Origin of the sequence: Amycolatopsis nalaikhensis, from assembly GCF_030264295.1 — a bacterium.
Taxonomy (GTDB): Bacteria; Actinomycetota; Actinomycetes; order Mycobacteriales; family Pseudonocardiaceae; genus Amycolatopsis; species Amycolatopsis nalaikhensis.
Window position 1 is genome coordinate 189,324 of the sequence record NZ_CP127173.1, and the last position, 24,996, is coordinate 214,319.

General features: G+C 70.8%; 27 protein-coding genes. 6 read left to right on the plus strand and 21 right to left on the minus strand.

Annotated features, from left to right (window positions below):
* Positions 1-140: 140 nt before the first annotated feature.
* Positions 141-524 carry a M23 family metallopeptidase gene (locus QP939_RS00965; protein WP_434219626.1) on the plus strand — a complete coding sequence of 128 codons (384 nt, stop codon included), beginning with the start codon at positions 141-143 and terminating at the stop codon, positions 522-524.
* Here QP939_RS00965 and QP939_RS00970 read toward each other — a convergent pair whose 3' ends face one another.
* From QP939_RS00970 to ffh, 17 genes are all read right to left on the minus strand, one after another.
* Entirely contained in the window at positions 525-1,373 is an 849-nt protein-coding gene (locus QP939_RS00970; protein WP_285454552.1) for a FliA/WhiG family RNA polymerase sigma factor, read from the minus strand.
* 109 nt (positions 1,374-1,482) lie between these two features.
* Positions 1,483-2,463 (minus strand): tyrosine recombinase XerC, encoded by a 981-nt coding sequence (locus tag QP939_RS00975; protein WP_285454553.1) that lies wholly within the window; start codon positions 2,461-2,463, stop codon positions 1,483-1,485.
* Between the two features lie 103 nt (positions 2,464-2,566).
* Entirely contained in the window at positions 2,567-3,706 is a 1,140-nt protein-coding gene (gene dprA / locus QP939_RS00980) for a DNA-processing protein DprA (RefSeq protein ID WP_285454554.1), read from the minus strand.
* Positions 3,703-5,214: a YifB family Mg chelatase-like AAA ATPase gene (locus QP939_RS00985; RefSeq protein WP_285454555.1), complete on the minus strand. Its 1,512-nt coding sequence runs from the start codon at positions 5,212-5,214 to the stop codon at positions 3,703-3,705. The genes dprA and QP939_RS00985 overlap by 4 nt, the downstream gene beginning before the upstream one ends.
* Positions 5,214-5,591: a YraN family protein gene (locus tag QP939_RS00990; RefSeq protein WP_285454556.1), complete on the minus strand. Its 378-nt coding sequence runs from the start codon at positions 5,589-5,591 to the stop codon at positions 5,214-5,216. Before QP939_RS00990 ends, QP939_RS00985 begins: the two co-directional genes overlap by 1 nt.
* A 253-nt stretch (positions 5,592-5,844) precedes the next feature.
* The gene (locus QP939_RS00995; protein WP_003096226.1) at positions 5,845-6,168 is read right to left on the minus strand and encodes a DUF2469 domain-containing protein; all 324 of its coding nucleotides are present in this window, start codon (positions 6,166-6,168) and stop codon (positions 5,845-5,847) included.
* The gene (locus tag QP939_RS01000) at positions 6,165-7,004 is read right to left on the minus strand and encodes a ribonuclease HII (protein ID WP_285459604.1); all 840 of its coding nucleotides are present in this window, start codon (positions 7,002-7,004) and stop codon (positions 6,165-6,167) included. Before QP939_RS01000 ends, QP939_RS00995 begins: the two co-directional genes overlap by 4 nt.
* Before the next feature lie 91 nt (positions 7,005-7,095).
* On the minus strand, positions 7,096-8,034 hold the full coding sequence (lepB, locus tag QP939_RS01005; RefSeq protein WP_285454562.1) for a signal peptidase I: 939 nt from the start codon (positions 8,032-8,034) through the stop codon (positions 7,096-7,098).
* A 31-nt stretch (positions 8,035-8,065) separates the two neighbouring features.
* Positions 8,066-8,434, minus strand: coding sequence for a 50S ribosomal protein L19 (gene rplS / locus QP939_RS01010; protein ID WP_072480952.1), 369 nt, complete (start codon positions 8,432-8,434; stop codon positions 8,066-8,068).
* A gap of 155 nt (positions 8,435-8,589) precedes the next feature.
* A complete protein-coding gene (gene trmD / locus QP939_RS01015; protein WP_285454563.1) occupies positions 8,590-9,336 on the minus strand; it encodes a tRNA (guanosine(37)-N1)-methyltransferase TrmD in 747 nt (248 codons plus the stop codon).
* Between the two features lies 1 nt (position 9,337).
* A complete protein-coding gene (rimM, locus tag QP939_RS01020) occupies positions 9,338-9,850 on the minus strand; it encodes a ribosome maturation factor RimM (protein WP_285454565.1) in 513 nt (170 codons plus the stop codon).
* Between the two features lie 22 nt (positions 9,851-9,872).
* Entirely contained in the window at positions 9,873-10,112 is a 240-nt protein-coding gene (locus tag QP939_RS01025; RefSeq protein WP_003103110.1) for an RNA-binding protein, read from the minus strand.
* Positions 10,109-10,552, minus strand: a complete 444-nt coding sequence (gene rpsP / locus QP939_RS01030; protein ID WP_043780385.1) for a 30S ribosomal protein S16 — start codon at positions 10,550-10,552, stop codon at positions 10,109-10,111. Before rpsP ends, QP939_RS01025 begins: the two co-directional genes overlap by 4 nt.
* A gap of 171 nt (positions 10,553-10,723) precedes the next feature.
* Positions 10,724-11,521 carry a CPBP family intramembrane glutamic endopeptidase gene (locus QP939_RS01035; RefSeq protein WP_285454569.1) on the minus strand — a complete coding sequence of 266 codons (798 nt, stop codon included), beginning with the start codon at positions 11,519-11,521 and terminating at the stop codon, positions 10,724-10,726.
* Between the two features lie 102 nt (positions 11,522-11,623).
* Positions 11,624-12,349 (minus strand): CPBP family intramembrane glutamic endopeptidase, encoded by a 726-nt coding sequence (locus tag QP939_RS01040; RefSeq protein WP_285454570.1) that lies wholly within the window; start codon positions 12,347-12,349, stop codon positions 11,624-11,626.
* A 45-nt stretch (positions 12,350-12,394) separates the two neighbouring features.
* Positions 12,395-13,471, minus strand: coding sequence for an amidohydrolase family protein (locus tag QP939_RS01045; protein ID WP_285454572.1), 1,077 nt, complete (start codon positions 13,469-13,471; stop codon positions 12,395-12,397).
* Complete coding sequence (gene ffh / locus QP939_RS01050; protein ID WP_285454573.1) at positions 13,468-15,006, minus strand: signal recognition particle protein; 1,539 nt, start codon at positions 15,004-15,006, stop codon at positions 13,468-13,470. Before ffh ends, QP939_RS01045 begins: the two co-directional genes overlap by 4 nt.
* 196 nt (positions 15,007-15,202) lie before the next feature.
* On the opposite strand from ffh, the gene QP939_RS01055 reads away from it, so the two are divergent.
* Positions 15,203-16,990, plus strand: coding sequence for an ABC transporter ATP-binding protein (locus tag QP939_RS01055; protein WP_285454574.1), 1,788 nt, complete (start codon positions 15,203-15,205; stop codon positions 16,988-16,990).
* A gap of 9 nt (positions 16,991-16,999) precedes the next feature.
* Positions 17,000-17,464, plus strand: coding sequence for a MarR family winged helix-turn-helix transcriptional regulator (locus tag QP939_RS01060; protein WP_285454575.1), 465 nt, complete (start codon positions 17,000-17,002; stop codon positions 17,462-17,464).
* A gap of 2 nt (positions 17,465-17,466) precedes the next feature.
* On the opposite strand, the gene QP939_RS01065 is transcribed toward QP939_RS01060, so the two are convergent.
* From QP939_RS01065 to QP939_RS01075, 3 genes are all read right to left on the minus strand, one after another.
* A complete protein-coding gene (locus QP939_RS01065) occupies positions 17,467-18,465 on the minus strand; it encodes an SIR2 family protein (RefSeq protein ID WP_285454576.1) in 999 nt (332 codons plus the stop codon).
* A gap of 331 nt (positions 18,466-18,796) precedes the next feature.
* Positions 18,797-19,669: a non-homologous end joining protein Ku gene (gene ku, locus QP939_RS01070; protein ID WP_285454577.1), complete on the minus strand. Its 873-nt coding sequence runs from the start codon at positions 19,667-19,669 to the stop codon at positions 18,797-18,799.
* 50 nt (positions 19,670-19,719) lie between these two features.
* Positions 19,720-20,082: a hypothetical protein gene (locus tag QP939_RS01075; protein ID WP_285454579.1), complete on the minus strand. Its 363-nt coding sequence runs from the start codon at positions 20,080-20,082 to the stop codon at positions 19,720-19,722.
* 121 nt (positions 20,083-20,203) lie between these two features.
* On the opposite strand from QP939_RS01075, the gene QP939_RS01080 reads away from it, so the two are divergent.
* The 3 genes from QP939_RS01080 (at position 20,204) to QP939_RS01090 (ending at position 23,224) form a co-directional block, all read left to right on the plus strand.
* Positions 20,204-20,788 carry a TetR/AcrR family transcriptional regulator gene (locus QP939_RS01080; protein WP_285454580.1) on the plus strand — a complete coding sequence of 195 codons (585 nt, stop codon included), beginning with the start codon at positions 20,204-20,206 and terminating at the stop codon, positions 20,786-20,788.
* A 23-nt stretch (positions 20,789-20,811) separates the two neighbouring features.
* Positions 20,812-21,564: a glucose 1-dehydrogenase gene (locus tag QP939_RS01085; protein ID WP_285454581.1), complete on the plus strand. Its 753-nt coding sequence runs from the start codon at positions 20,812-20,814 to the stop codon at positions 21,562-21,564.
* A gap of 355 nt (positions 21,565-21,919) precedes the next feature.
* Positions 21,920-23,224 (plus strand): GGDEF domain-containing protein, encoded by a 1,305-nt coding sequence (locus tag QP939_RS01090; RefSeq protein WP_285454582.1) that lies wholly within the window; start codon positions 21,920-21,922, stop codon positions 23,222-23,224.
* On the opposite strand, the gene QP939_RS01095 is transcribed toward QP939_RS01090, so the two are convergent.
* Positions 23,221-24,936: a DUF262 domain-containing protein gene (locus QP939_RS01095; protein WP_285454583.1), complete on the minus strand. Its 1,716-nt coding sequence runs from the start codon at positions 24,934-24,936 to the stop codon at positions 23,221-23,223. The genes QP939_RS01090 and QP939_RS01095 overlap by 4 nt on opposite strands.
* Between the last annotated feature and the right edge of the window lie 60 nt (positions 24,937-24,996).

Consider the following 24,996-nt stretch of genomic DNA (forward strand, 5'->3'; position numbering starts at 1 on the left):
CGGCGCCGTCCACCCCTCTCGTCTGGGCGACCGCCCCCATGGCGGAGCCGATCTCACCCGGTCCGTCGGCGGCGTCCCGTGCCGATCCCACCGTGCGGCAATCGCGGCTCTCCTGGCCTCTATCACCCGATCCGGTGGTCGTGAAGTACTTCGACGCACCCGAAACCCCCTACAGCGCCGGGCACCGCGGGGTCGACCTGGCCGCCGTGCCCGGGCAGGAAGTGCTGGCGGCGGAGGCGGGCGTCGTCGTGTTCGCCGGGCCCGTCGCCGGACGGCCGGTCATCTCCGTCGACCACGACGGCGGCCTCCGCACCACCTACGAGCCCGTCGCGCCGAAGGTGGCCGTCGGCGACCAGGTCTACCGAGGTCAGGTGCTCGGCACCGTCCTCCCCGGGCACCCCGGCTGCTCGGTCGCCGCCTGCCTGCACTGGGGCGTGCGGCGCGGCGAGGAGTACGCCGACCCGCTCGCCCTGGTCGGCGAGGTCGGCGAATACCGGCTCAAGCCGTGGGGAGGTGGTTCGTGATCAGCTGCCGGTCTGCTCGACCAGCTTGGCGCGCAGCCGCATGACCGCCCGCGTGTGCAGTTGGCTCACCCGCGACTCCGTGACGCCGAGGACCTTGCCGATCTCGGCGAGCGTCAGGCTCTCGAAGTAGTAGAGGCTGACCACGATCTTGTCCCGCTCGGTGAGCTGCGCGATGGCCTGCGCGAGCTGGCGGCGGTTGTCCTGGTCGACGAGCACCGCGACCGGGTCGACGGCGTCGTCGTCGGGCAGCGTGTCCACCAGCGAGCCGCTGTCCTTGCCCGCGGCGACCAGGTCCTCCAGTGCCACGACGCTCGTGAGCTGCAGCTGGCCGTAGAAGTCGCGAAGGTCGTCGAGGCCGATGCCGAGTTCGGTGGCGAGCTCCGCGTCCGTCGGCGTGCGGTTCAGGCGCGCGCCGAGGCGCTCCATCGCGCGCTCGGCCTCCTTGGCCTTGCTGCGGACCGCGCGCGGCACCCAGTCCTGCGAACGGAGGTCGTCGAGGATCGCGCCGCGGATGCGCTGCATCGCGTACGTCTCGAACCGCAGGCCGCGCTCGGGGTCGAACTTCTCGATCGCGTCGACGAGCCCGAAGATGCCGGACTGCACGAGGTCGCCGACGTCGACGTGCGTCGGCAGGCCGGTGCCGACCCGGCCGGCGACGTACTTGACCAGCGGGGCGTAGTGCAGCACGAGCCGATCGCGCGACGCCTGGTCGGGGCTGTCGGCGAACTGCCGCCACAGCGCCGCGATCCCGGCGTCGACGTCGTAGCCCGCCCGGGTTTCGGCGGGCGCGGCGGCGTCACCGTGAGTGGTCACTCCGGCGGCTTCGGTCACGTGCGGTCCTGCGGTCATTGCACAGTCGTTCTCGGCATGCGGCTCAGTGTCGTCTCCGTGCTCGTGCGGATGCGCGTGCGCCGCCGGGCCCGCTGGTGACGACCCCGGTGAGGCTCCCGGGGCCGCCTCAGGCCCTGGGATGCGCTCGGTCATGGATCGCTTTCAACCGGTCGACGGTCACATGAGTGTAGAGCTGCGTCGTGGCAAGCGTAGCGTGACCAAGCAGTTCCTGAACGCTCCTGAGATCGGCACCCCCTTCGAGCAGATGCGTCGCCGCCGAATGACGCAGGCCGTGCGGGCCCATGTCGAGCGCTCCCGGCACCGCCGTGACGGCGTCGTGCACCACCCGCCGCACCGCGCGCGGGTCGACGCGTTTGCCCCGGACACCGAGGAAAAGCGCGGGCTCGACGCTGTCACCGGCGGTTTCGGCGACGATCTTCGGCCGTCCCTCCTCGATCCAGTCGGTCAAGGCCTCGGCGGCCGGGACGCCGAACGGGACGACGCGTTCCTTCCCGCCCTTGCCGAGCACCGTGACGACACGACGGGAGAAGTCGGCCCCGCCGACGTCCAGCCCGCACAGTTCCGACACGCGGATGCCGGTGGCGTAGAGCAGTTCGACGATCGCGCGATCACGCAGCGCGATCGGATCGCGTTCGGCCGCACCGGCCGCCGACGCCCGCATGACTTCGTCCGCCTGGCCGGCGCGCAGCACCCCGGGCAGGGTGCGGTGCGCCCGCGGGGCGGCGAGCCGGCCACCGGGGTCACCGGCCAGCAGGCCGGTGCGGTGCGCCCAGGCGGTGAAGGTCCGGGCCGACGCGGCCCGCCGCGCGAGCGTGGTGCGGCTCGCCCCACCGGACTGTTGGGCGGCGAGCCACGCCCGCAGCCGCGCGAGGTCGAGGTCGCCGAGCTCGCCCCCGCCCTCCGCGACGAACCCCAGCAGCGAGACGGCGTCGCCGACGTACGCGCGGACGGTGTGCGCGGACAGGCCCCGTTCGAGCCCGAGGTGCCGTTCGTAGCCGGTGACGACGGCCTGGACGGACTCGGGCAACGCGGCCCGGAGCGCGCGCAGGTCCGGACGACGCGTCCGGCCGGAGCGTGGTGGCGGCATGGATGTCACGCTGCGCGAACAAGTGCCTCCGGTCAAGGATCGCCACGCGGGCCCACCGGACCGGCCGAACGCGTTCGACGATTTCTCCCGGAATTCGTGGTGGTCACGCGCTTTTGCTCCGTCGTCGCCAGCCGGCGTCGCCGCGGACGGCGAATCCGTCGATCTCCAAGGCCGGCAGCAGTGCCCGGACCTTGCGCAAGGGGAGGCCGGATTCGGTCGCGATCTCGGCGTCGGACCGGTCGGATCGCACGGTCAGGGCCTCGTAGGCCCGCAAGGCCTCGGGTCCCAGCCGGTCGGTGGGGCGTTTCGGCCGCGCCGAGGGGTCTTCGGCGATGCCGAAGCGGCCGACGGCCTCGAGGATCTCGTCGACCGTCGAGACCAGCGTCGCCCGGGAGTCCCGGATCAGCTCATGGCAGCCGGCGGAGGTGGCGGACGAGACGGGTCCGGGCAGCGCCATCACGACTTTCCCGAGCGCCCCGGCGGTGCTCGCGGTGTTGCGGGCACCGCTGCGCAGCCCGGCCTCGACCACCAGGGTGCCCTCGGTGAGGGCGGCGATGAGCCGGTTCCGGACCAGGAAGCGGTGCCGCGCGGGCGGAGTGCCGGGCGGGTACTCGCTGACGACGGCACCGCCGTCGCGCACGATCCGGTTCAGCAGGCCGACGTGCCCGGCGGGATAACCGGCGTCGACGGCGCAGCCGAGCACGGCGACGGTGACCCCACCGGCGGCGAGCGCACCGCGGTGGGCGGCGCCGTCGATGCCGTAGGCGGCACCGGAGAAGATCGGCACGCCCCGGTTGGCGAGCCCGTAGGCGATTTCGGCGGCATGGTGTTCGCCATAGCCGGTGGCGGCCCGAGCGCCGACGACGGCAACGGCCCGATCAGCGGCATCACCGAGAGCACGACCACCGGCGACCCACAAGGCGAGCGGAGGAACGGCCTCGGCGACACCCCGCCGACCGGCGAGATCGAGGGCGAGGAGCGGCCAGGACGGCCATTCATCGTCCTCCGGGATGACAAGCCGAGCGCCCGCTGCAGCGGCCCGCGCGAAGTCCTGGTCGACGAGGTCGTAGATCCGGCGGGCTTCGGTCGCCTTGATCACTTCGGGCGGGCAGTCACCGCGACGCACCCGCGCCGCCGCATCGACCGGACCATGCTCGGCCACGAAGGCGACCAGGGCGGGCGCGGGTGGCTCCGCGACGCGAAGCAGGTAGGCGCGGGCCCGCCGGACGTCGTCGGCGCTCATGCCGCCACCCGCTCACGGAACGCCAGGGCCGAACCCACCTGCTCGGCGCCCGGGCGGGTCTCGCCGTCCAAGTCGGCCAGGGTCCAGGCAATGCGCAAGCATCGGTCCGCGCCGCGGCCGCTCAAGGCTCCGCGGTCCATCGCGCGGTCGAGGAGGATCGTTGCGTTCGGGGGCAAGGGGAACTGGCGTCGCAGCGCTGGGCCCGGGACCTCTGAATTCGACAGCCAGCCGTGGTCGCGCCAGCGGTGGGCCGCTCGCTCGCGGGCCTCGATCACCCGGGTGCGGACCACCTCTGATGACTCCGCCGTTCCCGTGTCGTGGGCGCTGATCGCGCTCAACGGGCGCAGCCTCACTCGGAGGTCCACTCGGTCGAGCAAGGGGCCGGACAGCTTGCCGAAGTAGCGACGGCGGGCCGCCGGGGAGCACACGCAGTCCGTGTCCTTCGGTGGTGCGCATGCGCACGGGTTCGTTGCCAGCACCAGCTGGAACCTCGCCGGGTACGTGATCGAACCCTTCACGCGCGCTATGCGGACCTCGCCCTCTTCCAGCACCGTTCGCAGCGACTCCAGGCACTGCGCGCCGAACTCGCAGACCTCGTCCAGGAACAGCACGCCACGGTGCGCCCGGCTGATCGCGCCTGGCGACGCTATTCCGCTTCCGCCGCCGATCAGGGCCGCTATCGAGATCGAATAATGCGGTGCGACGAACGGCGGCACGATCACCAACGGCGACGACTTCGACAGCGAGCCGTCGACCGAGTGGACCGCCGTGACCTCCAACGACTCCTCCGGTGACAACTGCGGCAGCAGGCCGGGCAGCCTCTTCGCCAGCATCGTCTTGCCCACCCCGGGCGGACCCGTGAGCAGGAGGTGGTGCCCGCCCGCCGCGGCGACCTCCAGCGCCCACCTCGCCTCCGGCTGGCCCACCACGTCGGCCAGGTCCGGGACCTCCGGCGGGGTTGCCGGGCCCGGTGGCCGCGGGCTCGCCAGGTCGGCTTCGGCCTTCAGCCACGCCACCAGATCTCGCAGGTGCGGTGCGCCGACGACGTCGATGCCCTCCACCAGCGCCGCCTCGACCAGGGACTCCGTCGGCACCACCGCCCGCCCGTAGCCCGCCGCGCGGGCCGCCAGCAGGCCCGGGAGGATGCCGCGGACCGGGCGGATGCGGCCGTCCAACGCCAGCTCGCCCAGCAGCACCGTGCCCAGCAGGCGCGTCGCCGGGACCGCGCCCGATGCCGCCAAGACCGCTGCCGCGATGCCCACGTCGTACGCCGAGCCCATCTTCGGCAGGTTCGCCGGGGACAGCCCGAGCGTCACCTTGCCGTCCGGCCAGGGCTGCCCGGAATTGCGCACCGCCGAGCGGACGCGGTCCTTCGCCTCCCGCAACCCGGCGTCCGGGAGGCCGACCAGCGTGACGCGGCTCAGCCCGCCGCCGAGGTCGGCCTCGATCTCGATCACCCGGCCGTCGATGCCGAGCAGCGCCGCCGACCAAGCCTTGGCGATGGGCATCAGAACGCCGCCTCGATGTGCTGGATCCGGGGCCGGGTTCCCGGCTCCGCCAGGATCGTCACGACGTCGTAGCGGACCGGGCACCAACCGATGCGGTGCTCGCGCAGCCAGCGCTGGGCCGCCCGGCGCACCCGGCCCGCCTTCTCCTCCGTCACCGTCTCCGACGGCAGGCCGAACTCCGTGCCCGTGCGGGTCTTCACCTCGCAGAACACCACTCGGGCCCGGTCGGTGAGGACGAGGTCCAGCTCGCCTTCGCGGCAGCGCCAGTTGCGGCCCAGCAGGATGAGGCCTTGCTCGCGCAGGTGCCGGAGCGCCAGGTCCTCGCCCCAGGCACCCAGGTCGCGCCGGTGTCTGGCGAGCTGGTCCGTGCCCGTCATCTGTTCGCCCCCTCCTCCGCGCCCGTCACCGGGGCGGTCCCGGGGATCACGGTGCGTGTGCGTTCGACGATGCCAGGGGGCGGGACGGCCGATCCAGAGCCGGATCGCCGGGCTGTGGACAACCTGGGGGATGGGGACAACCGGTCCACCGGTCGCCCGGGACGGGCCGGTTTCGTCGGTCCGTTGTGCTAGGGCGCGGGCGCGCACAAAGAACCGGCCCATCCGTGGCGGATGGGCCGGTGGAAACCGCTGGTCAGCCCGAGAACGGGCCGTCCTCGGGGAGGCGCAGGTCGGGTTTGTCGAGCTCCTCGACGTTGACGTCCTTGAACGTGATCACCCGGACGTGCTTGACGAACCGGGCCGGGCGGTACATGTCCCAGACCCACGCGTCGGACATGCGGACCTCGAAGTACACCTCGCCGCCGCCGTCGCGGACCTGGACGTCCACCGCGTTCGCCAGGTAGAACCGGCGTTCGGTCTCCACCACGTACGAGAACTGGCCGACGATGTCGCGGTACTCGCGGTACAGCGAGAGCTCCATCTCGGTCTCGTACTTCTCGAGATCCTCCGCACTCATGAAATCCGCGCCCCTCCTCGGGTTCGTGCTGCTGCTCCGCCGGCGGAGCGTTCATTGTGACCCACACCCGCGGCCGGGGCATGCAGCGGCAGGCTGAGTTGTGGCTCGAGTGCCTCGTCGAGGACCGCGGCCAGCCCCGCGGACGCTCCGGTCTCGATCGCCTTTTCCAGCGCCGCGTAGGTCAGCAGGACCGGCCGCGCGGGGCGCATGCCGTGCTTGATGGCCGCCGTGGCGACGTTCGTGTACGACCAGCGGTGGACGTCGCTGGGGCCGTGTTCGCGCAGCGCCGCCAGGTGGTCGGTCGTGCTGTAACCCTTGTGCACGTCGAAACCGTAGTGCGGGAGGTCGTCGTGGTAGCCCGCCATGATGCGGTCGCGCGTCACCTTCGCCAGCACCGACGCGGCCGCGATGCACGCCACCGACCGGTCGCCCTTGATCACCGCCGTGTTCGGGGTCGTGAGGCCCGGGACCCGGAACCCGTCGGTGAGGATGTAGCCGGGGGACACGCGCAACGCCGCCGCCGCGCGCCGCATCGCCTCCAGGTTCATCACCCGGATGCCGTAGAGGTCGACCTCTTCGGTCGGGACGACGATCACCGAATAGTCGACGGCTCGCTTGAGGATCAGGTCGTAGACGCGGTCGCGCGCCTTGGCCGTCATCAGCTTGGAGTCCGTCAGCTCGGTCAGCTTCGCGTCGCCTTGCTTGAGCACGCAGGCCGCGACCACCAGCGGGCCGGCGCACGCGCCGGCGCCTGCTTCGTCCACACCGGCGACCGGGCCGAGGCCACGGCGGTCGAGGGCGCCCTGCAGACCCCAGAAGAGGTCGCCGCGCACCACGGCCCGCGGTGGCCGGATCGGCTCGGCCGCGGTGAGGGGAACGGGAAGAGTCAAGGCTGGATCACCCGTCTGCCGGAAACGGTTCGGGTGGCTAGCGTTTCCGCCCGGCCGCCCGGCGCATGCCCGACTTCAGCTTGCGCCCCAGGAACAGCACCGGCCACGCCGCCGCGACGCCGGCACCGAGCGGGATCCCGCTCTGCCAGGCCGGCGCGCCGAGCGCCACCGGCTGGGCCGACTCCTGCGGGTTGTGGTCGGTGATCCCGCCCCACCGGCTCGGCGGCAGGACGATGATCCGCGCCTTGCCGATGATGTTGTCCACGGGGACCGCGCCGTTCACGCCGCCGCCGCCCTGGAACCGCGAGTCGTCGGAGTTGTTCCGGTTGTCGCCCTGCACCCAGACGGTCCCGGCCGGGACCTTGACCGGCTCGAACGTCTTCTGCTGCTGGTTCGAGGGGTCGTCCCAGTAGATGTACGGCTCGTCGAGTGCCTTGCCGTCCACGATCATGCGGCCCTGCGGGTCGCAGCACTGGACGGTCTGGCCGCCGACCGCGATCACCCGCTTGACGAAGTCGCGCTCGTCCGGCGGGGCGAACCCGACCAGCGAGCCGAGCCCGCGCAGGCCCCGGACGATGATGTTGCCGGACTCCTGCGGCGGGATCTCGTTGTTGATCCACGCCGGCGGGCCCTTGAACACGATCACGTCGCCCGGGGAGGGCTCGGTGAAGTCGTAGGTGACCCGGTCGACGAGGATCCGGTCACCGGTGCACCCCGGGCACCCGTGCAGCGTGGCCTCCATGGACCCCGAGGGGATCATGAAGACCTTCGCGAGGAATGTCTGGATCAGGATCGTGAGCACCAGGGCGATCACGAGCAGGATCGGCAGTTCCTTCCAGAACGACCGTTTCTTGGCGGGCTTGGCACGCCGCCGGCGGGATCCCCCGCGCTCCTCGGAGCGGGACAGCCGAGGCTTGTCCTCTTCGGAGCGATCGGGGTCATCCTCAGGAGCGTTCTGGGACACGGGTTCGGCCACGTCGTCAGGCTACCGGTAACCGGGTTGTGACTCAGTTAGCCGAGGCCGTCTCGCGGTTCTCGCGGCGCTCCTTGATCTTGGCGGCCTTGCCGCGGAGGTCACGCAGGTAGTACAGCTTCGCCCGGCGGACGTCACCGCGCTTGAAGACCTCGATCGAGGCGATGTTCGGCGAGTGCACCGGGAAGGTGCGCTCGACGCCGACGCCGAACGAAACCTTGCGCACGGTGAAGGTCTCCCGGATGCCACCGCCCTGACGGCGGATGACCACGCCCTGGAAGACCTGGTTGCGCTCGCGGTTGCCCTCGATGACGCGGACACTCACCTTGAGCGTGTCGCCCGGGCGGAAGTCCGGGATGTCGGAACGCAGCGACTGCTTGTCCAGCGCGTCCAGGGTGTTCATCGGTGGTCCGTCCTCGTCTTCGGTATGGCTTGCGTACAGATCCCGGGCGCGCAACGGTGCCGCTGCGGGCGACCAGGGGGCTGGTGGTGGGCTTGATTCCTGCCCACCGCAAGAGTCAAGTATTACAGACCGAGATCGGGCCCGATGACCCGGCCCTAGGTCTGCTCGGGGTCCAAGCCCTCCAGGACCCCGAGGTCGTGCCTGTCGAGACTACCTTCCGGCAGCCGCGCGAGGAGATCGGGGCGGCGCCGGGCCGTGCGTTCCAGGGCCTGGTCGCGCCGCCAGCGGTCGATCAGGGCGTGGTTGCCCGACCGCAGCACCTCCGGCACGGCCAGGTCCCGCCACACCTCCGGGCGCGTGTAGCTGGGGCCTTCGAGCAGGCCGTCGGAGAACGAGTCCTCGGCGGCCGAACGCGCGTTGCCGAGCACGCCGGGCAGCAGCCGGACGACGGCCTCGACGATGACCAGCACCGCAGCCTCGCCGCCGACCAGCACGTAGTCGCCGATCGACACCTCGTCGACCGGCATCCGGCGCGCGGCGTCGTCGACGACCCGCTGGTCGATGCCCTCGTAGCGGCCGCAGGCGAACACCAGGTGCTTCTCCGCCGCGTAGGCGTGGGCCAGCTCCTGGGTGAACGGCTTCCCGGCCGGGGTCGGCACGACCAGGCGCGTCTCGGACGTGCAGACGTCGTCCAGGGCCGGGCCCCAGATCTGCGGCTTCATCACCATGCCGGGGCCGCCGCCGTACGGCGCGTCGTCGACCGCGCGGTGGACGTCGTGGGTCCAGTCGCGCAGGTCGTGCACGCCGACCTCGATGAGGCCGCGGTCGATGGCCCGGCCCAGCAGCGCCGCGCGCAGCGGGTCGAGGTACTCGGGGAAGATCGTGACGACGTCGATCCGCATGTCAGGCGTCCAGGAGCCCTTCCGGCGGGTCGAGCACGACCCGGCCGCCCGCGACGTCCACCGTGGGGACGATCGCGCGGACGAAGGGCACCAGGACCGAGCGGCCCTCGACGTCGAGTTCGAGGAGCTCACCGGCCGGGGAATGGACGACCTCGACGACCTTGCCGACGACCGTGCCGTCGGCCAGCTCGGCCCGCAGGCCGGCCAGCTCGTGGTCGTAGAACTCGTCCGGGTCCGACGTCGGCGGCAGCGTCGAGGTGTCGGCGAGCAGGAGGGCGCCCCGCAGCGTCTCGGCGACGTCGCGGGTCAGGACCTCCTCGAAACGCACCAGCAGCCGCCCGCTGTGTTCGCGGGCGGCTGCGATGGTGAGTTCCCTTGAGCTGCCGTCACGCAGCTTCGTCGTGACCGCCGCACCGACCTTGAACCGCTCTTCCGGCGAGTCCGTGCGCACGTCCACCGCGAGTTCCCCGCGGATGCCGTGCGCCTTGGCGATGCGGCCGACTACGACGTCCATCCTGACCGTTTCCGAAAGGCGCTCAGCGGTCGGTGTCGACGACGTCCACGCGGACGCCGCGGCCACCGATGCCGCCCATGACGGTGCGCAGGGCGGTCGCCGTGCGACCGCCCCGGCCGATCACCTTGCCGAGGTCGTCGGGGTGCACGTGCACCTCGAGCGTGCGGCCACGACGCGTGGTCAGCAGCTCGACCCGGACCTCGTCCGGGTTGTCGACGATCCCGCGCACCAGGTGCTCGAGGGAGTCCGCGAGGAAACTCACTCGGACTTCTCGCCCTCAGCCGCCTCCGCCTTCTCGGCCTCGGCCTTCTTCGGGGCGGACTTCTTCTTCGGCGTGGTGGCCTCGGTGGAGGGCTCCTCGCCGGCCGCGGCCAGCGCCGCGTTGAACAGGTCCTGCTTGGACGGCTTCGGCTCGGCCACCTTCAGGGTGCCCTCGGCGCCCGGCAGGCCCTTGAACTTCTGCCAGTCACCGGTGATCTCCAGCAGGCGCTGGACCGGCTCGGTCGGCTGCGCGCCGACACCCAGCCAGTACTGGGCGCGCTCGGAGACGACCTCGATCAGGCTCGGCTCTTCCTTCGGGTGGTACTTGCCGATCGTCTCGATGGCCTTGCCGTCCCGGCGGGTGCGCGCGTCGGCGACGATGATGCGGTAGTACGGCGCACGGATCTTGCCGAGGCGCTGCAGCTTGATCTTGACGGCCACGGGTGTGGGTTCTCCTCGAATCTCTCTGGTGCTGGGCTGGGCGCACGCGGGCCGAGTGGGGACACGGACGCGGGCACCCGAAGGTCAGGAGCTTTCGCACGGTGAGAGGGTCCGGCGGAAGCAGGCAGTGCACCATTCTGCCAGACGGCCCGCGCGGACCCGGCAAGAGGCTCAGAAAGAGGCCACGCCGAGCGCCCCGAGCAGGATGGTCAGGGCCGGCAGGAAGTTGTTGACCTGGTGCGCGACGATGCTGCCCGGCAGCCGTCCGGTGACCAGCCGCGCCAGGCCGATCGGGATGGCGATGACCAGCAGCAACGTCGTGCGCAGCGGCTCGAGGTGGCTGGCCGCGAACACCGCCGTGGACAGCAGGAACGCCGCCACGCGGCCCCACTGCTCACTGCGCCACTGCAGCTGTTCCGCGGCGCCCCAGAGCAGGCCGCGGTAGATGATCTCCTCGCAGATCGGCCCCAGCAGCCAGAGGTAGACGAACATCACGACGGCCGCCGAGACCGACATCTTCCGGTCCTCGACCAGGGCGCTGATCGCCGACGTCGCGTTCGCGTTGCCGACGATCTGCGTCCAGAGGTAGGCGCCGAGGGTGGTGAAGACGAGCCCGACGCAGCCGTAGCGGAACCCCGTCTTCACGTCGGCCCAGCGCCACTCCAGCCGCAGGTCGGCGACCGGGCCGTTGCCGCGCACGTACGTGATCAGCACCGCGACCCCGGCCGCGATCATCGTCGGCAGCATGGTGCCCAGCAGCACGACCCGCATCGGCAGCGGGCCGGGGCCGGTGTCGCCGACCAGCACGGACACGAACGCCGCCGAGGCCAGCAGCACCGCCTCGACCAGCAGGAAGGCCCCGAAGCCCCAGCGGTGCCGCCGCGCGGGCGGGAGGAAGGCGGTCGCGGCGGGCTCCTCGCGTTCCGGCAGCGCGTCCGGAGCCGGGTCCCGGGGCTGGGAAGTGGTCACGCCTTGCCCTCCGCGCTCGGTCGGCTCCAGCCTCCGAGCCTAGCCGCCGGGATGTGATCGCACAGTATCCGTCCCACTACTGTCCATCGATCTTCGCAACGTTCAGTGCGCGACGAACAGGAGCACGGCGGGCGGCAGGTTGTTCGCCGCGTGGGCGATCACGCCGGCGCCGACCCGGCCGGACAGGTGCCGCGCGAGCCCGATCGCGATGCCCTGGCCGAACAGCGCGATCGTGCGCGTCGGCTCGCCGTGGAGCTGGGCGAACACCAGCGCCGTCACCACCAGCACCACCCACGGCGGGATCCGGTGCGCCGACAGCCCGTTCCACAGCGTGCCGCGGACCAGCAGCTCTTCGGTGATCGGCGCGCCCGCGATGACGATCACCGCGGCGAGCACCAGCCAGACGGTGTCGCCGTCGTAGGTGTCGGCGAGGTCGGTCAGCGGGCTGTCGGAGACGTCGTCGGCGCCGTAGACCGCGATCAGCACCAGGTTGAGCAGGTAGCCGACGACCAGCGCGAGCACGCCGCAGGCGAGGCCGATCCGGACGTCGCGCCACGTCGGCTTGAGGCCGAAGTCCGCGCGCAGGCCGTGGCCCCAGAGCCACGAGCCCGCCGCCGGGCCGAGGCCGAGCAGCAGGTTCGGGACGAACGCCAGGAGCAGGAGCGGGCCGACGTCGCGCAGTTCGAGGGGGTCGAACTCGCCGACGTTGCGGTTGACCGCGGCGGCGATGATCAGGTTGGCGAGGTAGTAGCCGGCGATCCCGATGAAGAACGCCACGAAACACCAGTGCGCTCCCAGCACGCGCCGTGCGCCGTCGTCGTCCGTCACGCGCCCCACGCTAAAGTGCCGCCCCCGCAAGGAAATCGGCGGGGTCTAGGCGTACACCACGCCGCCGAGGACGATGTGCGAAGGATGCCGGAGGACGCCCAGGTCCTCGCGGGGATCGCTCGGGTAGACGAGCAGGTCGGCGGGGGCGCCGTCGGCGATGCCGGGGTGGCCGAGCCAGTCGCGGGCCGCCCAGGACGCGCTCGCGAGGGCCTGCTCGCGGGTCATGCCCGCGCGGTGCAGGGCCTCGATCTCGTCGACGAGCCTGCCGTGCTCGACCAGGCCTCCCGCGTCACTGCCCGCGAAGACGCGTACGCCCGCTTCGATCGCCGTGGCGACCATCTCGCCGACGCCCGCGTGCAACGCGCGCATGTGCGCCGCGTACGCCGGGTATTTGCCCGCCTTGTCCGCGATGCCGGGGAAGTTGTCGATGTTGATCAGTGTCGGGACGAGCGCGACGTCGTTGCGCGCGAGTTCGGCGAGCTGGTCGGCGCTCAGCCCGGTGCCGTGTTCCAGGCAGTCGATGCCGGACGCGATCAGCCCGGGCATCGCGGCTTCGCCGAACACGTGCGCGGTGACGCGGGCACCGTGGTCGTGCGCGACCTTGACGGCTTCGGCGAGGACGTCGTCCGGCCAGAGCGGGGCGAGGTCGCCGGCGCCGCGGTCGATCCAGTCGCCGACCAGCTTGCCCCAGCCGTCGCCGTCGCGGGCCTGCTCGGCGACGGCGGCGGGCAGCTGCGCGGGGTCCTCCAGCTCGATGCCGAGGCCGGGGATGTACCGCTTGGCCAGGGCGAGGTGCTGCCCGGCGCGGATGATCGTCGGCAGGTCGGCCCGCCGCTGCAGCGGCCGGACGTCGATCGGCAGACCGCAGTCGCGGATGAGCAACGTGCCCGCCGCGCGGTCGGCGAGCGCCTGCTCGGTCGCCTCTTCCAGCGAGACCGGCCCGCCGACGCCGATGCCGGGGTGGCAGTGCGCGTCGACCAGGCCGGGCACGAGGAAGACGTCCCGGCCGAGCGTCTCGGCGCCGCGGACCGGCTCGAACGAGATCCGGCCGTCGGTGATCCACAGGTCGCGGGACTCGCCGCCGGGCAGGACCACCCCGGCGGCGTGGAGCGCGGTGCTCAATTGTCCTTCGGGTTCTTCGGCAGCTTGAACTTCGACGGGTCGAAGCCCGGGACGTCGTTCATGCCGCCCAGCTGCGACAGGTCGGGCATCCCGCCGCCGCCCATGCCGCCGGGGGGCAGCATCGGCATGCCGCCGGGGAAGCCGCCGCGGACCTTGGGCGGGGTCGGTCCGCGCCCCTTCTTGCCCTTCTTGCCCTTGCGCGACTTGGAGCCGCCGCCCCCGCCGCCGAAGCCGAAGCGCCCGGCCATCTGGGCCATCATCTTGCGGGCCTCGAAGAACCGGTTGACCAGGTCGTTGACCTCGCGGACGGTGACGCCGGAGCCGTTGGCGATGCGCAGCCGGCGGGACCCGTTGATGATCTTCGGGTCGTCGCGCTCGGCCGGAGTCATGCCGCGGATGATCGCCTGCAGCTTGTCCAGGTGCTTGTCGTCGACCTGGGCCAGCTGGTCCTTCATCTGCCCGGCGCCGGGCAGCATGCCGAGCAGGTTGCCGATCGGGCCCATCTTGCGGACCGCGAGCATCTGCTCGAGGAAGTCCTCCAGGGTCAGCTGTCCGCTGGACAGCTTTTCGGCGGCCTTCTCGGCCTGCTTCTGGTCGAAGGCCTGCTCGGCCTGCTCGATCAGGGTGAGCACGTCACCCATGCCGAGGATGCGCGACGCCATCCGGTCCGGGTGGAAGGTGTCGAAGTCCTCGAGCTTCTCGCCGTTGGAGGCGAAGAGGATCGGCTGGCCGGTGACCTCGCGGACGCTCAGCGCGGCACCACCGCGGGCGTCGCCGTCGAGCTTGGTGAGCACGACGCCGCTGAAGCCGACGCCGTCCTGGAACGCCTGCGCCGTCGTGACGGCGTCCTGGCCGATCATCGCGTCGACGACGAACAGGACCTCGTCCGGCTCGACGGCGTCGCGGATGTCGGCGGCCTGCTTCATCAGCTCTTCGTCGACACCCAGGCGGCCCGCGGTGTCGACCACGACGACGTCGTGCTGCGCGTGCTTGGCCTCGGCGATCGCGCGGCGGGCGACGTCGACCGGGTCGCCGACGCCATTGCCCGGCTCGGGCGCGAACGTGACGACCCCGGCGCGCTCGCCGACGACCTGCAGCTGGGTGACGGCGTTCGGGCGCTGGAGGTCACAGGCGACCAGCATCGGCGCGTGGCCCTGCTTCTTCAGCCACAGCGCGAGCTTGCCCGCGAGCGTCGTCTTACCGGCACCCTGCAGACCGGCCAGCATGATGACGGTCGGCGGCGTCTTGGCCAGGTTCAGCCGACGCGTCTCGCCGCCGAGGATCCCGACGAGCTCCTCGTTGACGATCTTGACGACCTGCTGCGCGGGGTTGAGCGCCTGGGAGACCTCGGCGCCCTTCGCCCGCTCCTTGATCCTCGCGATGAAGGTCTTGACCACGCCGAGGGCGACGTCGGCCTCCAGCAGCGCGATGCGGATCTCGCGCGCGGTGGCGTCGATGTCGGCGTCGGACAGCCTGCCCTTGCGCGTGAGCGTCTGCAGGGCGGCGGTGAGCCGATCGGAGAGGGTGTCGAACACGGGTGTGCACGCTCCAGCTGGGTCGAGAGTGGCGCGCCGGACGAGGCCGGCCCCTCCGAGGGTAGTCGCTCCGGGTGGTTCTCCTCGCGGGTACGCGGACATTGCTCAACATACGGTAACTACCGCGTTTCCTGACGTCCGCTTTACCAAGCCGAAATCGGTCGATTACCCGCACGGATTTAGTAAACATACGTGTATGACTTCTGTGCCCGTCCTCCGCGAACCGGCCGCCGACGCCGACGAACCGGTCCCGCTCCGGCGGATCGCCGGGCTGTTCCACCCGCACCGCGCGCCCCTCACCGCGCTGTTCGCGCTGATCGTGCTGCAGGCCGGGCTCGGCGTCGTCTCGCCGTTCCTGCTGCGCGCGATCCTCGACGACGCCCTGCCGCACCGCGACACGCTGCTGATCAGCCTGCTGGCCGCGGGGATGATCGCCTGCGCGGTCGGCAGCGGCTCCCTCGGCGTCGCGACCACCGGGCTCTCCAACACGATCGGGCAGCGCGTGATGAACGAGCTGCGCGTCTCCGTCTACGGCCACCTGCAGCGGATGTCGCTCGGCTTCTTCACGCGGACGAAGAGCGGCGAAGTGCTTTCGCGGGTCTTCAACGACATCGGCGGCGTCGACAACGTCATCACCACGACGGCCGGTTCGGTGGTGCAGAACGCGACCACCACGATCGCGATCGCCGTCGCCCTGATCGCGCTCGACTGGCAGCTGGCCGCGTTGTCGCTGATCGTCGTCCCGCTGTTCCTGCTGTTCACGCTGCGGCTCGGCAAGAAGCGCCGGACGCTGGCCCGCGGCCGCACGCGGCGGATGGCCCGGCTGACGACGATGGTCGAGGAGTCCCTGTCCGTCACCGGCGTGCTGCTCGCCAAGACGATGGGCAACGAGCGGGCGGTGCGCGAGCGGTTCGGCGCGGAGTCGCGGGAGATCGCGGCGCTGGAACGCGCCGCCGCGCTGGCCGGACGCTGGCAGATCGCGTCGCGCGGGATGAGCCTGACCGTCATCCCCGCGCTGGTCTACTGGATCGCCGGGCTCGCGCTGGCCGGCGGCGCGACGCCGTTCTCGCTCGGCACCGTCGTGGCGTTCACCAGCATGCTCAACCGGCTGGTCGCCCCGGCGACCGCGATGCAGACGATCGGGCAGAACGTGGCGACGTCGAAAGCGCTGTTCGGCCGCATCTTCGAGGTGCTCGACCTGCCGGTGGAGATCGCCGACAAGCCGGACGCGCGCGTGCTCGAGGTGCGCCGCGGCGACGTCGCGATGCGCGGGGTGTCCTTCCGCTACGACGAGTCCGACACCGCCGGGCCGCTGACCCTGGCGGACATCGACCTCGACGTCCCGGCCGGCACCACGACGGCGCTCGTCGGCTCGACCGGCTCCGGCAAGACGACGCTCGCCTACCTGGTGGCGCGGCTGTACGAGGTGAGCGGCGGGTCGGTGACGATCGACGGCGTCGACGTCCGGGACGTCACCCTCGCGTCGCTCGCGGCGGGCGTCGGGCTGGTGTCGCAAGAGACCTATCTCTTCCACGACACCGTCCGGGAGAACCTGCGCTTCGCCAAGCCCGACGCGACCGACGACGAGATCGAGCGGGCCGCGAAGGCCGCGCACATCCACGACACACTGGCCGCGCTGCCCGAGGGGTACGACACGGTCGTCGGCCAGCGCGGTTACCGCTTCTCCGGCGGGGAGAAGCAGCGGATGGCCATCGCGCGGATCCTGCTGCGCAACCCGCCGGTGCTCATCCTCGACGAGGCGACCAGCGCGCTCGACACGCGCACCGAACGCTCGGTGCAGGCCGAGCTGGACCGCCTCGCCGCGGGCCGCACGACCCTGACCATCGCGCACCGGCTGTCCACAGTGGAGCACGCCGACCAGATCGTCGTGCTGCACGAAGGCCGGATAGTCGAACGGGGAACGCACGAAGAGCTGCTGGCCCGCGACGGGCGCTACGCGAAGTTGGTGCGCGGAACCGCCTAACCTGGGGGCATGCACCCCGAACCCGACGTCGCTCCCCCGGTCAGCGCCGACGCCGAGCTCGCCGACCTGGCCCGGCGGGTCCGCGAAGGCGTCGGGCGGCTGAACTGGCGGATGCGCGCGGAGCGGGACCCGAGCGGCCCGGGCCCGGCCGTGCTCGCGGTGCTGAGCAGGCTCTACCGCGCGGGCACGCACACGCCGACCGAGCTGGCCGAAGCGGAACGGCTGCAACCGCAGTCGCTGACCCGGATCCTCGCGTGGGCGACCGAACGCGAGCTCGTCACCCGCACGCCCGACCCGGAGGACGGCCGCCGCTCGCTGATCAGCATCACGCCGGCCGGGCTGGCGGTGCTCCGGGACTACAGCGCGCGACGGGAACGGTGGCTGGCCACGGCGCTGGAAGCGACGCTCTCACCGACCGAGCGGCAGCTGCTGAAGCTGGCTTCGGACCTGCTCGTGCGCGTCGCGGACGCCTGAGGTCAGTCCGCGAGGTTCGCCCTGGTCGCGACCCACTTGGGCACCGCCGAGTCGCCAAGACCGGCGTACTCGGTGACGATCCGTTCGGCGGGGAAGATCCGCTCGAGGTTGCGTACGACTGCGTCGCTGTAGTCGACGGGGATGATCTTTGCGTTCGCGTTCAGCTCCGTCGCCAGCATCGAGCTGACTATCTGGTCCGACGGCGGCAGGCTGAATCCCATGATCACCAATTCCTCCGCCTCGCGGAGCGCTTCCGCGGCCTGACGCCACATGGCCCGGATCGTGTTGTTCACGTAGTACGGACTCTTCACCGCCGCGGGTGGAACGATCATGGGCACCTTGTCGACGCTCAACTCGTCGACACCGACGATCGGTGGCGTCGAACTGGCCGGACCCCACGGATCGATCCGCGTGCCATATAGCTGATCCCCTGGCGGACTCGCTGGTCCGGAATACCACCAACCCAGTGACCCGTGCAGCTTCAGAAGGCGTAGTCCGCCCGTGTTCTTCCTGCTACCCAAGATACCGCTCGTACGGATGCCCAACGGAGCAATCGGAACTGGATAGATTCCCGTCCATCTGAGACCTGCGGCCTCGGTCAGCAGCGTCCTCTCGACGAGAAGGTCGTAGTTGAAAGTAATCACAACGGCCCCGACTCCCTGCCAATATCGAACGAGTTGGGGCAACCAGCCCGGCGGCGCGTCCTCTGCCGCCAGTGCCTGCAGTGCCGACAAGACCGAGTGCAGACTTTCGGCCACGTCGCTGAAGGCAGCGCGATTTCGAAACTTTTGCCCGTCGTCCAGCCATGGCGGGTCCTCGATGAGGTAGCTCAACCACTGTTCGAAGTTGTCCGCCAGTGGGGTGTCCTCCCCAGGCAGGGTCGGCCGTCCTCTGGCGCGTAGATCGCTTCGAATGGCCGCGGAAAGGCCGTCCATCGTCGGCATGTGTTCGCTGATCGCACGACTGAACCCCGAGCCGAGCAGGTAAACCGAAGACGTCACCGCACCTCCCGCACCGAGTGGGCAAGCGTAACTCCGCCCAGCTCAGGACGCCTGAAAGCCGCCGCGGAGACCCCTCGATCCCTCCGCGGCGGCGTTCGAGACACCCCCTTGCTCGCGCCGCCTCCCCGCGGTGCGAGACGGGTTCCGGGCACGGACCGCTCCTCCTCCGGCCCGCCCCGGAACCCTGGTGCCCGGACGGCTCACCTCCCCAGGGGCCGTCCGGACTTCCCCCCTCACCAGCGATCCGGTACCCGCTGGCAGAACGAAGTCTGCCGCTCCGGAGGCGGCGGGTTGAGTGTGAGAACCCTCAATTACCCGTGGGTAGTAATACTCAAGGCGTCTTCGTGCGGCCGCGGTTCGCGGCCCGCTTCGCCGTCGTACGCGCCTTCGCCGCTCGCGCCGCGGCGGCCTTGGCCTTCGCGACGGCCGCGTTGCGCGCGTCTTCGGCTTCCCCAGCGCTCTCCTGCAACGCCGCCAGCAGCCGGGTGACGCCCTCGGCTTGCTCGGCGGCCGTCGGCTGGACCACCTCGGCGCCGTCGATCTTCGAGCGGATCAACGACTCCAAGGCCGCACGGTACCGGTCCGGGTACCGTCCGGGGTCGAATTCGCCGGTCAGCTCCTCGACGAGGTTCACCGCGCGCCGCAGCTCGCCGGGCCGGATGTCGACGTCGGCGTGGCGGAACGGGAAGTCGGGTTCGCGGATCTCCTCGGGCCACAGCATCGTTTCGAGCACGATCACCTGGTCGCGCACACGCAGCGCGCCGAGCGTCTCGCGGCGCCGCAGGGCGACAGTGACCAGCGCGATCCGGCCCGACTGCTGCAGCGCTTCGCTGAACAGCACGTACGGTTTCGTGCCCTTCGGCTCGGGTTCGAGGTAGTAGCTCTTCGCGAACCAGATCGGGTCGACGTCGGTGAGCGGGACGAACCCGCGGATGGCGATCGTGCGCCCCGGCATCGGGAGCGACGCGAGCTCGTGGTCCGACAGCAGCACGACGTCGCCGCCGGGGACGGGGTAGCCGCGGACCATCTCGCCGGGCGGCACCTCTTCGCCGTCGACCTCGCACACCCGCTTGACCCGGACGCGGCCGCCGTCGGCCTCGTGGACCTGGTGCAGCGGGATCTCGCGCTCTTCGGTCGCGCTGTACGCCTTCACCGGAATGGCGTAGCCGCCGAACCCGATCGTGCCCGTCCACACCGCGCGCATGGGCCACCTCCGCAGCTCCAGGCTAGGGGGACGGTCGCGCGCGCCGACAGCTACAAACGGGTGTCGGGCGCGACGGATTCGCTCACACATTCGAACGACGGCGTGACTTCGTCGAGCGCTTCGGCCGAACAGCGGGCGGCGATGGCGGCCGCGCGGAGTACCTCGGTGACCACCTCGACGTCCAGCGGCGGGGCCGCGGCGAGCGCGTTCGACCCGGCTTCGACGCGGGCGGCGAGGCCGGCGAGCGCGTGCGAGATGGCCTCCTGCCCGGCGACGAGCTGGGCGACGACGTCGGTGAGCTCGGTCGTCGTGGCGCCCGGGCCGCCGCACCGCAGGCTCGCGGCGAGTTCGTCGGCGCAGGAGCGCAGGTGGGTCGCGACGACCGTGGGCGGCAGCGTCAGCCGATCCTGCATCGCTCACCCCCTCGGGCCGGTCAGAGCAGCCATAGTGCCACCGCACGCGCCGTCACCGGACGCGACACACCGCCGGGTGCTTATTTGACCGACCGTTCTCGAAAGAGCTAGGGTTTCGATCATGTCCCGGGTGAAGGAGTTCGACGTCGGCGAAGCGTGCGAAGCGGCGCTCGCGCTCTTCCGGCGTCAGGGCTACGAGGCGACGTCGGTCAGCGATCTCGTCACGCACCTGGGCGTCGCGAAGGCGAGCCTGTACGCCACCTTCGGCACGAAGCACGACCTGTACGTCGCGGCCTTGAAGCGCTACGCCGAGCAGACGGACGCGCGGGTCGTGGCCGAGCTGTCGAAGCCGGGATCGGGCGTCGCGGCGGTGAAGCGGCTGCTCGACGGCTACGTCGCCGACATCCTGGGAGAAGCCGGGCCGATCGGGTGCTTCGTAGTCAACGCGGCGATCGAGCTGCTCCCCCACGACCCGGCGGTCGCCCGGGTCGTGGAACGCAGCTGGGACACCCTCGAAGTCGCGCTCACGATGGCGCTCGAGCGCGCGAAGGCGCAGGACGAGCTGTCCGCGGACAGCGACCCGGCGACGATCGCCCGGTTCCTGCTGACCGTGCTCCAGGGCCTGCGGGTGCTGGGCAAGGGCAGCGACGCGGCGGACCGGCTCCACGCGGCCGTCTCGCAGGCTCTTCGGCTCATTCAAGACTGATCGGACCAGAAAGAAGGCACTCGATGGGGGCACGTTTCGCAGGCAAGGTCGTCCTGGTGACGGGCGGCAGCTCGGGCATCGGCCGCGAGACGGCGAAGGCGTTCGCGGCCGAGGGCGCGACGGTGGTCGTGGCCGGACGCGACGAGCAGCGGCTCGCGACCGCGGTGAAGGAGATCGGCGGCGACGCGAGCGCGGTCACCGTCGAGGTGACGGACTCGGCGAGCGTGGCGCGGATGGTCGAGACGGTCGTCGCGCGGCACGGCGGCTTGAACGTCGCGGTCAACAACGCGGGCATCCTCGGGTCGCCCGCGGCGGCCGCGGACCTCGACGAGGACGGCTTCGGCGCGGTGCTGACCACGAACGTCACCGGCACCTGGCTGTGCCTGAAGCACGAAGTCGCCCACATGCGGGCGCACGGCGGCGGCGCGATCGTCAACATCGCGTCGAACATCGGCGCGCACGGCAGGCTGCCGCGCATGGCGGCCTACGCGGCGTCGAAGGCGGCGGTGAGCGCGCTGACCCGCACGGCGGCGCGCGACCACATCGCCGAAGGCATCCGCATCAACGCGGTCAGCCCGGGCGCGACCGACACCAAGATGTCACGGCGACCCGGCGAGACGGACGCCGACCGCGCGGAGCGGCTGAAGGGTGCGATCCCGCTGGGCCGGGTGGGTGCCACCGCCGAAGTGGCGGCCGCGGTGCTGTGGCTCGCTTCGGACGAAGCGGCCTTCACCGTCGGGCACGACCTCGTGGTCGACGGCGGGGCGACCGCCTGAGCGGTCCCACCCGGGCCGGCGGTTCCGTTCACGACTCACGGTTGCGCATGGTGACGATCCCTTCTCGTAATGGGACGAAAACGGGGCACGGGGGCTCAGGACTCGCGGTTGCGCACGGGGCTCTCCTTCCGGGCGAAGCGGACAGGCGGCACTGGACTCACGACTCGCGGTTGCGCACGGCACGGCTCCCTTCCCGCGTTCGGACCGGCGGTGACGGCTCAGGACTCGCGGTTGCGCATGGCGACGGCCTCCCTTCACTGCTCCGATCGTGTGGCAATCATCGATCGCGGCCGCCCGGTGTGATGGGGTGGACGCGGATCGTCGGATCACCCAGGGGAGTTGCACCGCCTTGAGTATGGACGGCGCCCGGCCGGCCGAGCCCCGCGTGGGCCGGATCCGTGGGGTGCTCGACCCTGCTCACTGGACCCTGTGGAAGCAGCGCCCGTCGCTGGTCTTCTACTGCTTCCTGGTCGAATCCGTCGCGCTCGTGGCGACCGTCTGGACGGCCGCGGTCGTGCCCGTGCGGGCCTGGGACCTGGTGGTCTTCGGCGTCCTGGCCGGGCTCGGCGTGCTGCAGGCGGAGCTGGGCAGGCAGGTCGAGCGCGTCCGGCGGCTGGTGTCGGACACCCCGCACATCAACCTGACGTCGGTCTGGACGTTCGCCGGCGTGCTGCTCCTGCCGCCCGCCCTCGGCACCGCCCTGATCGCCGTGCTGTACGTGCACCTGGCGACGCGCAGCCTGGCGCGGATGAAGCGCGTGCCGCCGTTCCGGACCACGCTGAACGCGACGCTGGTCGTCGTCACCTGCTACTCGGCCGACTTCGTGCTCGCCAGGCTCGGCGTCAGCGACATGTACGCGGCGCTCACGGCGGGCTGGCGCGGCGTCACGGCCATCGCGCTGGCCGCGGTGACGTACTTCCTGGTCGCGGCGATCACGATCCTCCCGGCGCTGACGATCACGACGCGGTCGGTGAAGGCGTTCTTCGGCGGCCTCGGCGACAACCTCCTCGAGGTCGCGACGCTCTGCCTGGGCATGCTGACGGCGTTGACGCTGGCGACGCTGCCCGCGCTCACGCTCGCGATCGTGCCGCCGCTGCTGGTGCTGCACCGCGCGGTGCTGATCAAGCAGCTGGAGATCGCCGCGACGACCGACGAGAAGACGGGCCTGTTCAACACGACGGGCTGGCACCTGCTCGCTTCGCGTGAGCTGGCGCGCGCCCAGCGCAGCACGCGGAGCACGTTCGGCGTGCTGATGATCGACCTGGACTACTTCAAGCTGATCAACGACGAGCACGGCCACCTGGCGGGCGACACGGTGCTGCGCGCGGTGGCGGCGACGATCAAGACCGCGGTCCGCGACTACGACTCGGTGGGCCGCTTCGGCGGCGAGGAGTTCGTGGTCCTGCTCCCGGACATCGGCCCGGCGGCGGTGCTGGCGGTGGCGGAGCGCATCCGGTCGGCGATCGAGCAGCTGAAGGTCGAGTACGAGGACGGCAGCCGCACGCGCGTGATCGGCGACCTGTCGGCCTCGATCGGAGTGGCGACGTACCCCGACGGCGGCACGGCCGTCGACCGCCTGCTGCAGGCCGCGGACAAGGCCCTGTACCGGGCGAAGGACGCGGGCCGCAACCAGGTGGTCGACGGCACGGCGACCGCCTAGGACGCGGCCGCGTCCAGCCGCCAGAGGTTGCTGAGCACCTTCAGGAGGATCTCCTGACGCTCTTCGAGGACGGCCGGGGTCCACCCATCCGTCGCGAGCACCTGGGAAGTCAGCACGAACGGTGGCCAGCTCGTCTTCTCGAAGTACTTGGTCTTCTTCGCCTCGAACTCGAGATTGCTCGCCTGGGAGTTCTTCCGTCGCGAAAGCAGGACGAGGTTCGCCAGCCGATGCACCCAGTAAGCCCGTTCCTGCGCGGTGAACGTGCTGGTCCACCCGCTGCCCGCGGCCGGGGACTGCGGGAGGACGTGCTCCACGCTGATCAACGGGTAGCCGTCGTAGCCCGCTCCGCCGTCCGACAAGGCCGAGTCGAGGCGCAGCAGCACGTATAAGCGGATCCTCGTCACCGTGTAGATCTCCGCGCCCAGCTTCGCGAGGGTTTCCGTCTGCTCTTCTCCGGAAAGCTGCAACGGGGACTCCGCGGAGTAGAGGTCGTGATCTTTTTCCATCCAGTCCAGGACGCGGCCGTACCGCTCGACCCGCCGAGTGATGTCGACCCGGCGAACGAGCATGCTGGCTGCGAGTCTTTCGAGGTCGACCAGGAAACGGAGCAGCGCCGCGGAATCGGCGGTCGGCCGGCTGAAGTAGCTGATCGCCGGGGGAACCCAGTCCGTGTTGTCCAACTGTTTCAGCCAGCCCAGGAGCCAGTTGATCTCCTCGGCGCCCGGTCCCCCGGCGTAGCTCGCGCGCGTGACCACCTCGAAGGCATCCGAGAAGGGAACCAGCACGTCGTCGATGAACTTCTTCCCGTCGGGTACGCGGTGCAGCACCGACGCCCGGAATTCCTTGAGGATCGACTCCCGGGCTTTCGTCTTCGCGTACACCATGCGGATGTGGGAGAAGAGGTCACCGAAGTCGCTGCGGCCGAGGTCGTCTTCTTCGTGAGACCACTTGTTGGTGTAGGCGTCCTGGTCGGCCTCCGGGATCTTGCCGATGATCTCCGACTTCAGGATGTCCGTGTGCGTGAGATCCAGGCCGCGCTCGTTGAGCACGGAGAAGATCCGGTAGGCGGACTCGAAGTCGGCAGTCGCCACGACGACGAGGTACGTGTACCCGTAGATGAACGAGACCAGTCGCTCGCGGTCGGCGCTCGGCAAGGCGCTCAATCGGGACTTGAACACGAGCGCGTTCTCGACCAGTCGGAGGCGGCTGTCCGGCCTCACGTCCTGGAGCCCGGACAGCAAATCGTTGCCCGCTCGCTCCTGGATGTACTTTTCGAAAAACCCCTGGTCCTGATCCTTCAGCCGAAGGCGGGGTTGATCGGCGGTGCCCTTGACCGGGTCGCCCTCCTGGAAAATTCGTTTCTCGAGGGACGCGGCGAAGCCCGGCGAGACGTAGTCGCGGAGGACGCTGAGGAGCACCGTCAAGGTTGTGAGGCGCTGCTGCCCGTCGACCACCTCGGCACGCGGATGCTTCTCCGCTTTGACGAGGACGATGCTCCCCAGGAAGTACGGATCCGACTCGGACAGCGAATCTTTCGCCTGGGAGGCGGCGAGGAGATCGTCGAACATCTCCCCGGCCTGCTCCGTCGTCCAAGCGTAGGGACGCTGGTAGCGAGGGATGGTGAATTGATAAGGGTCGTCGAAGATCTCGACGACGGGATGCTCCGCTGCTTGGATTTTGGTCCCGGCCATGCGGGAGATCTCGGTGAGCAAGTGCACTTTGTTACAGGAGTTACCGCATCGTTCGAAGCCGCGGAATGCCCGCGGCTTCGA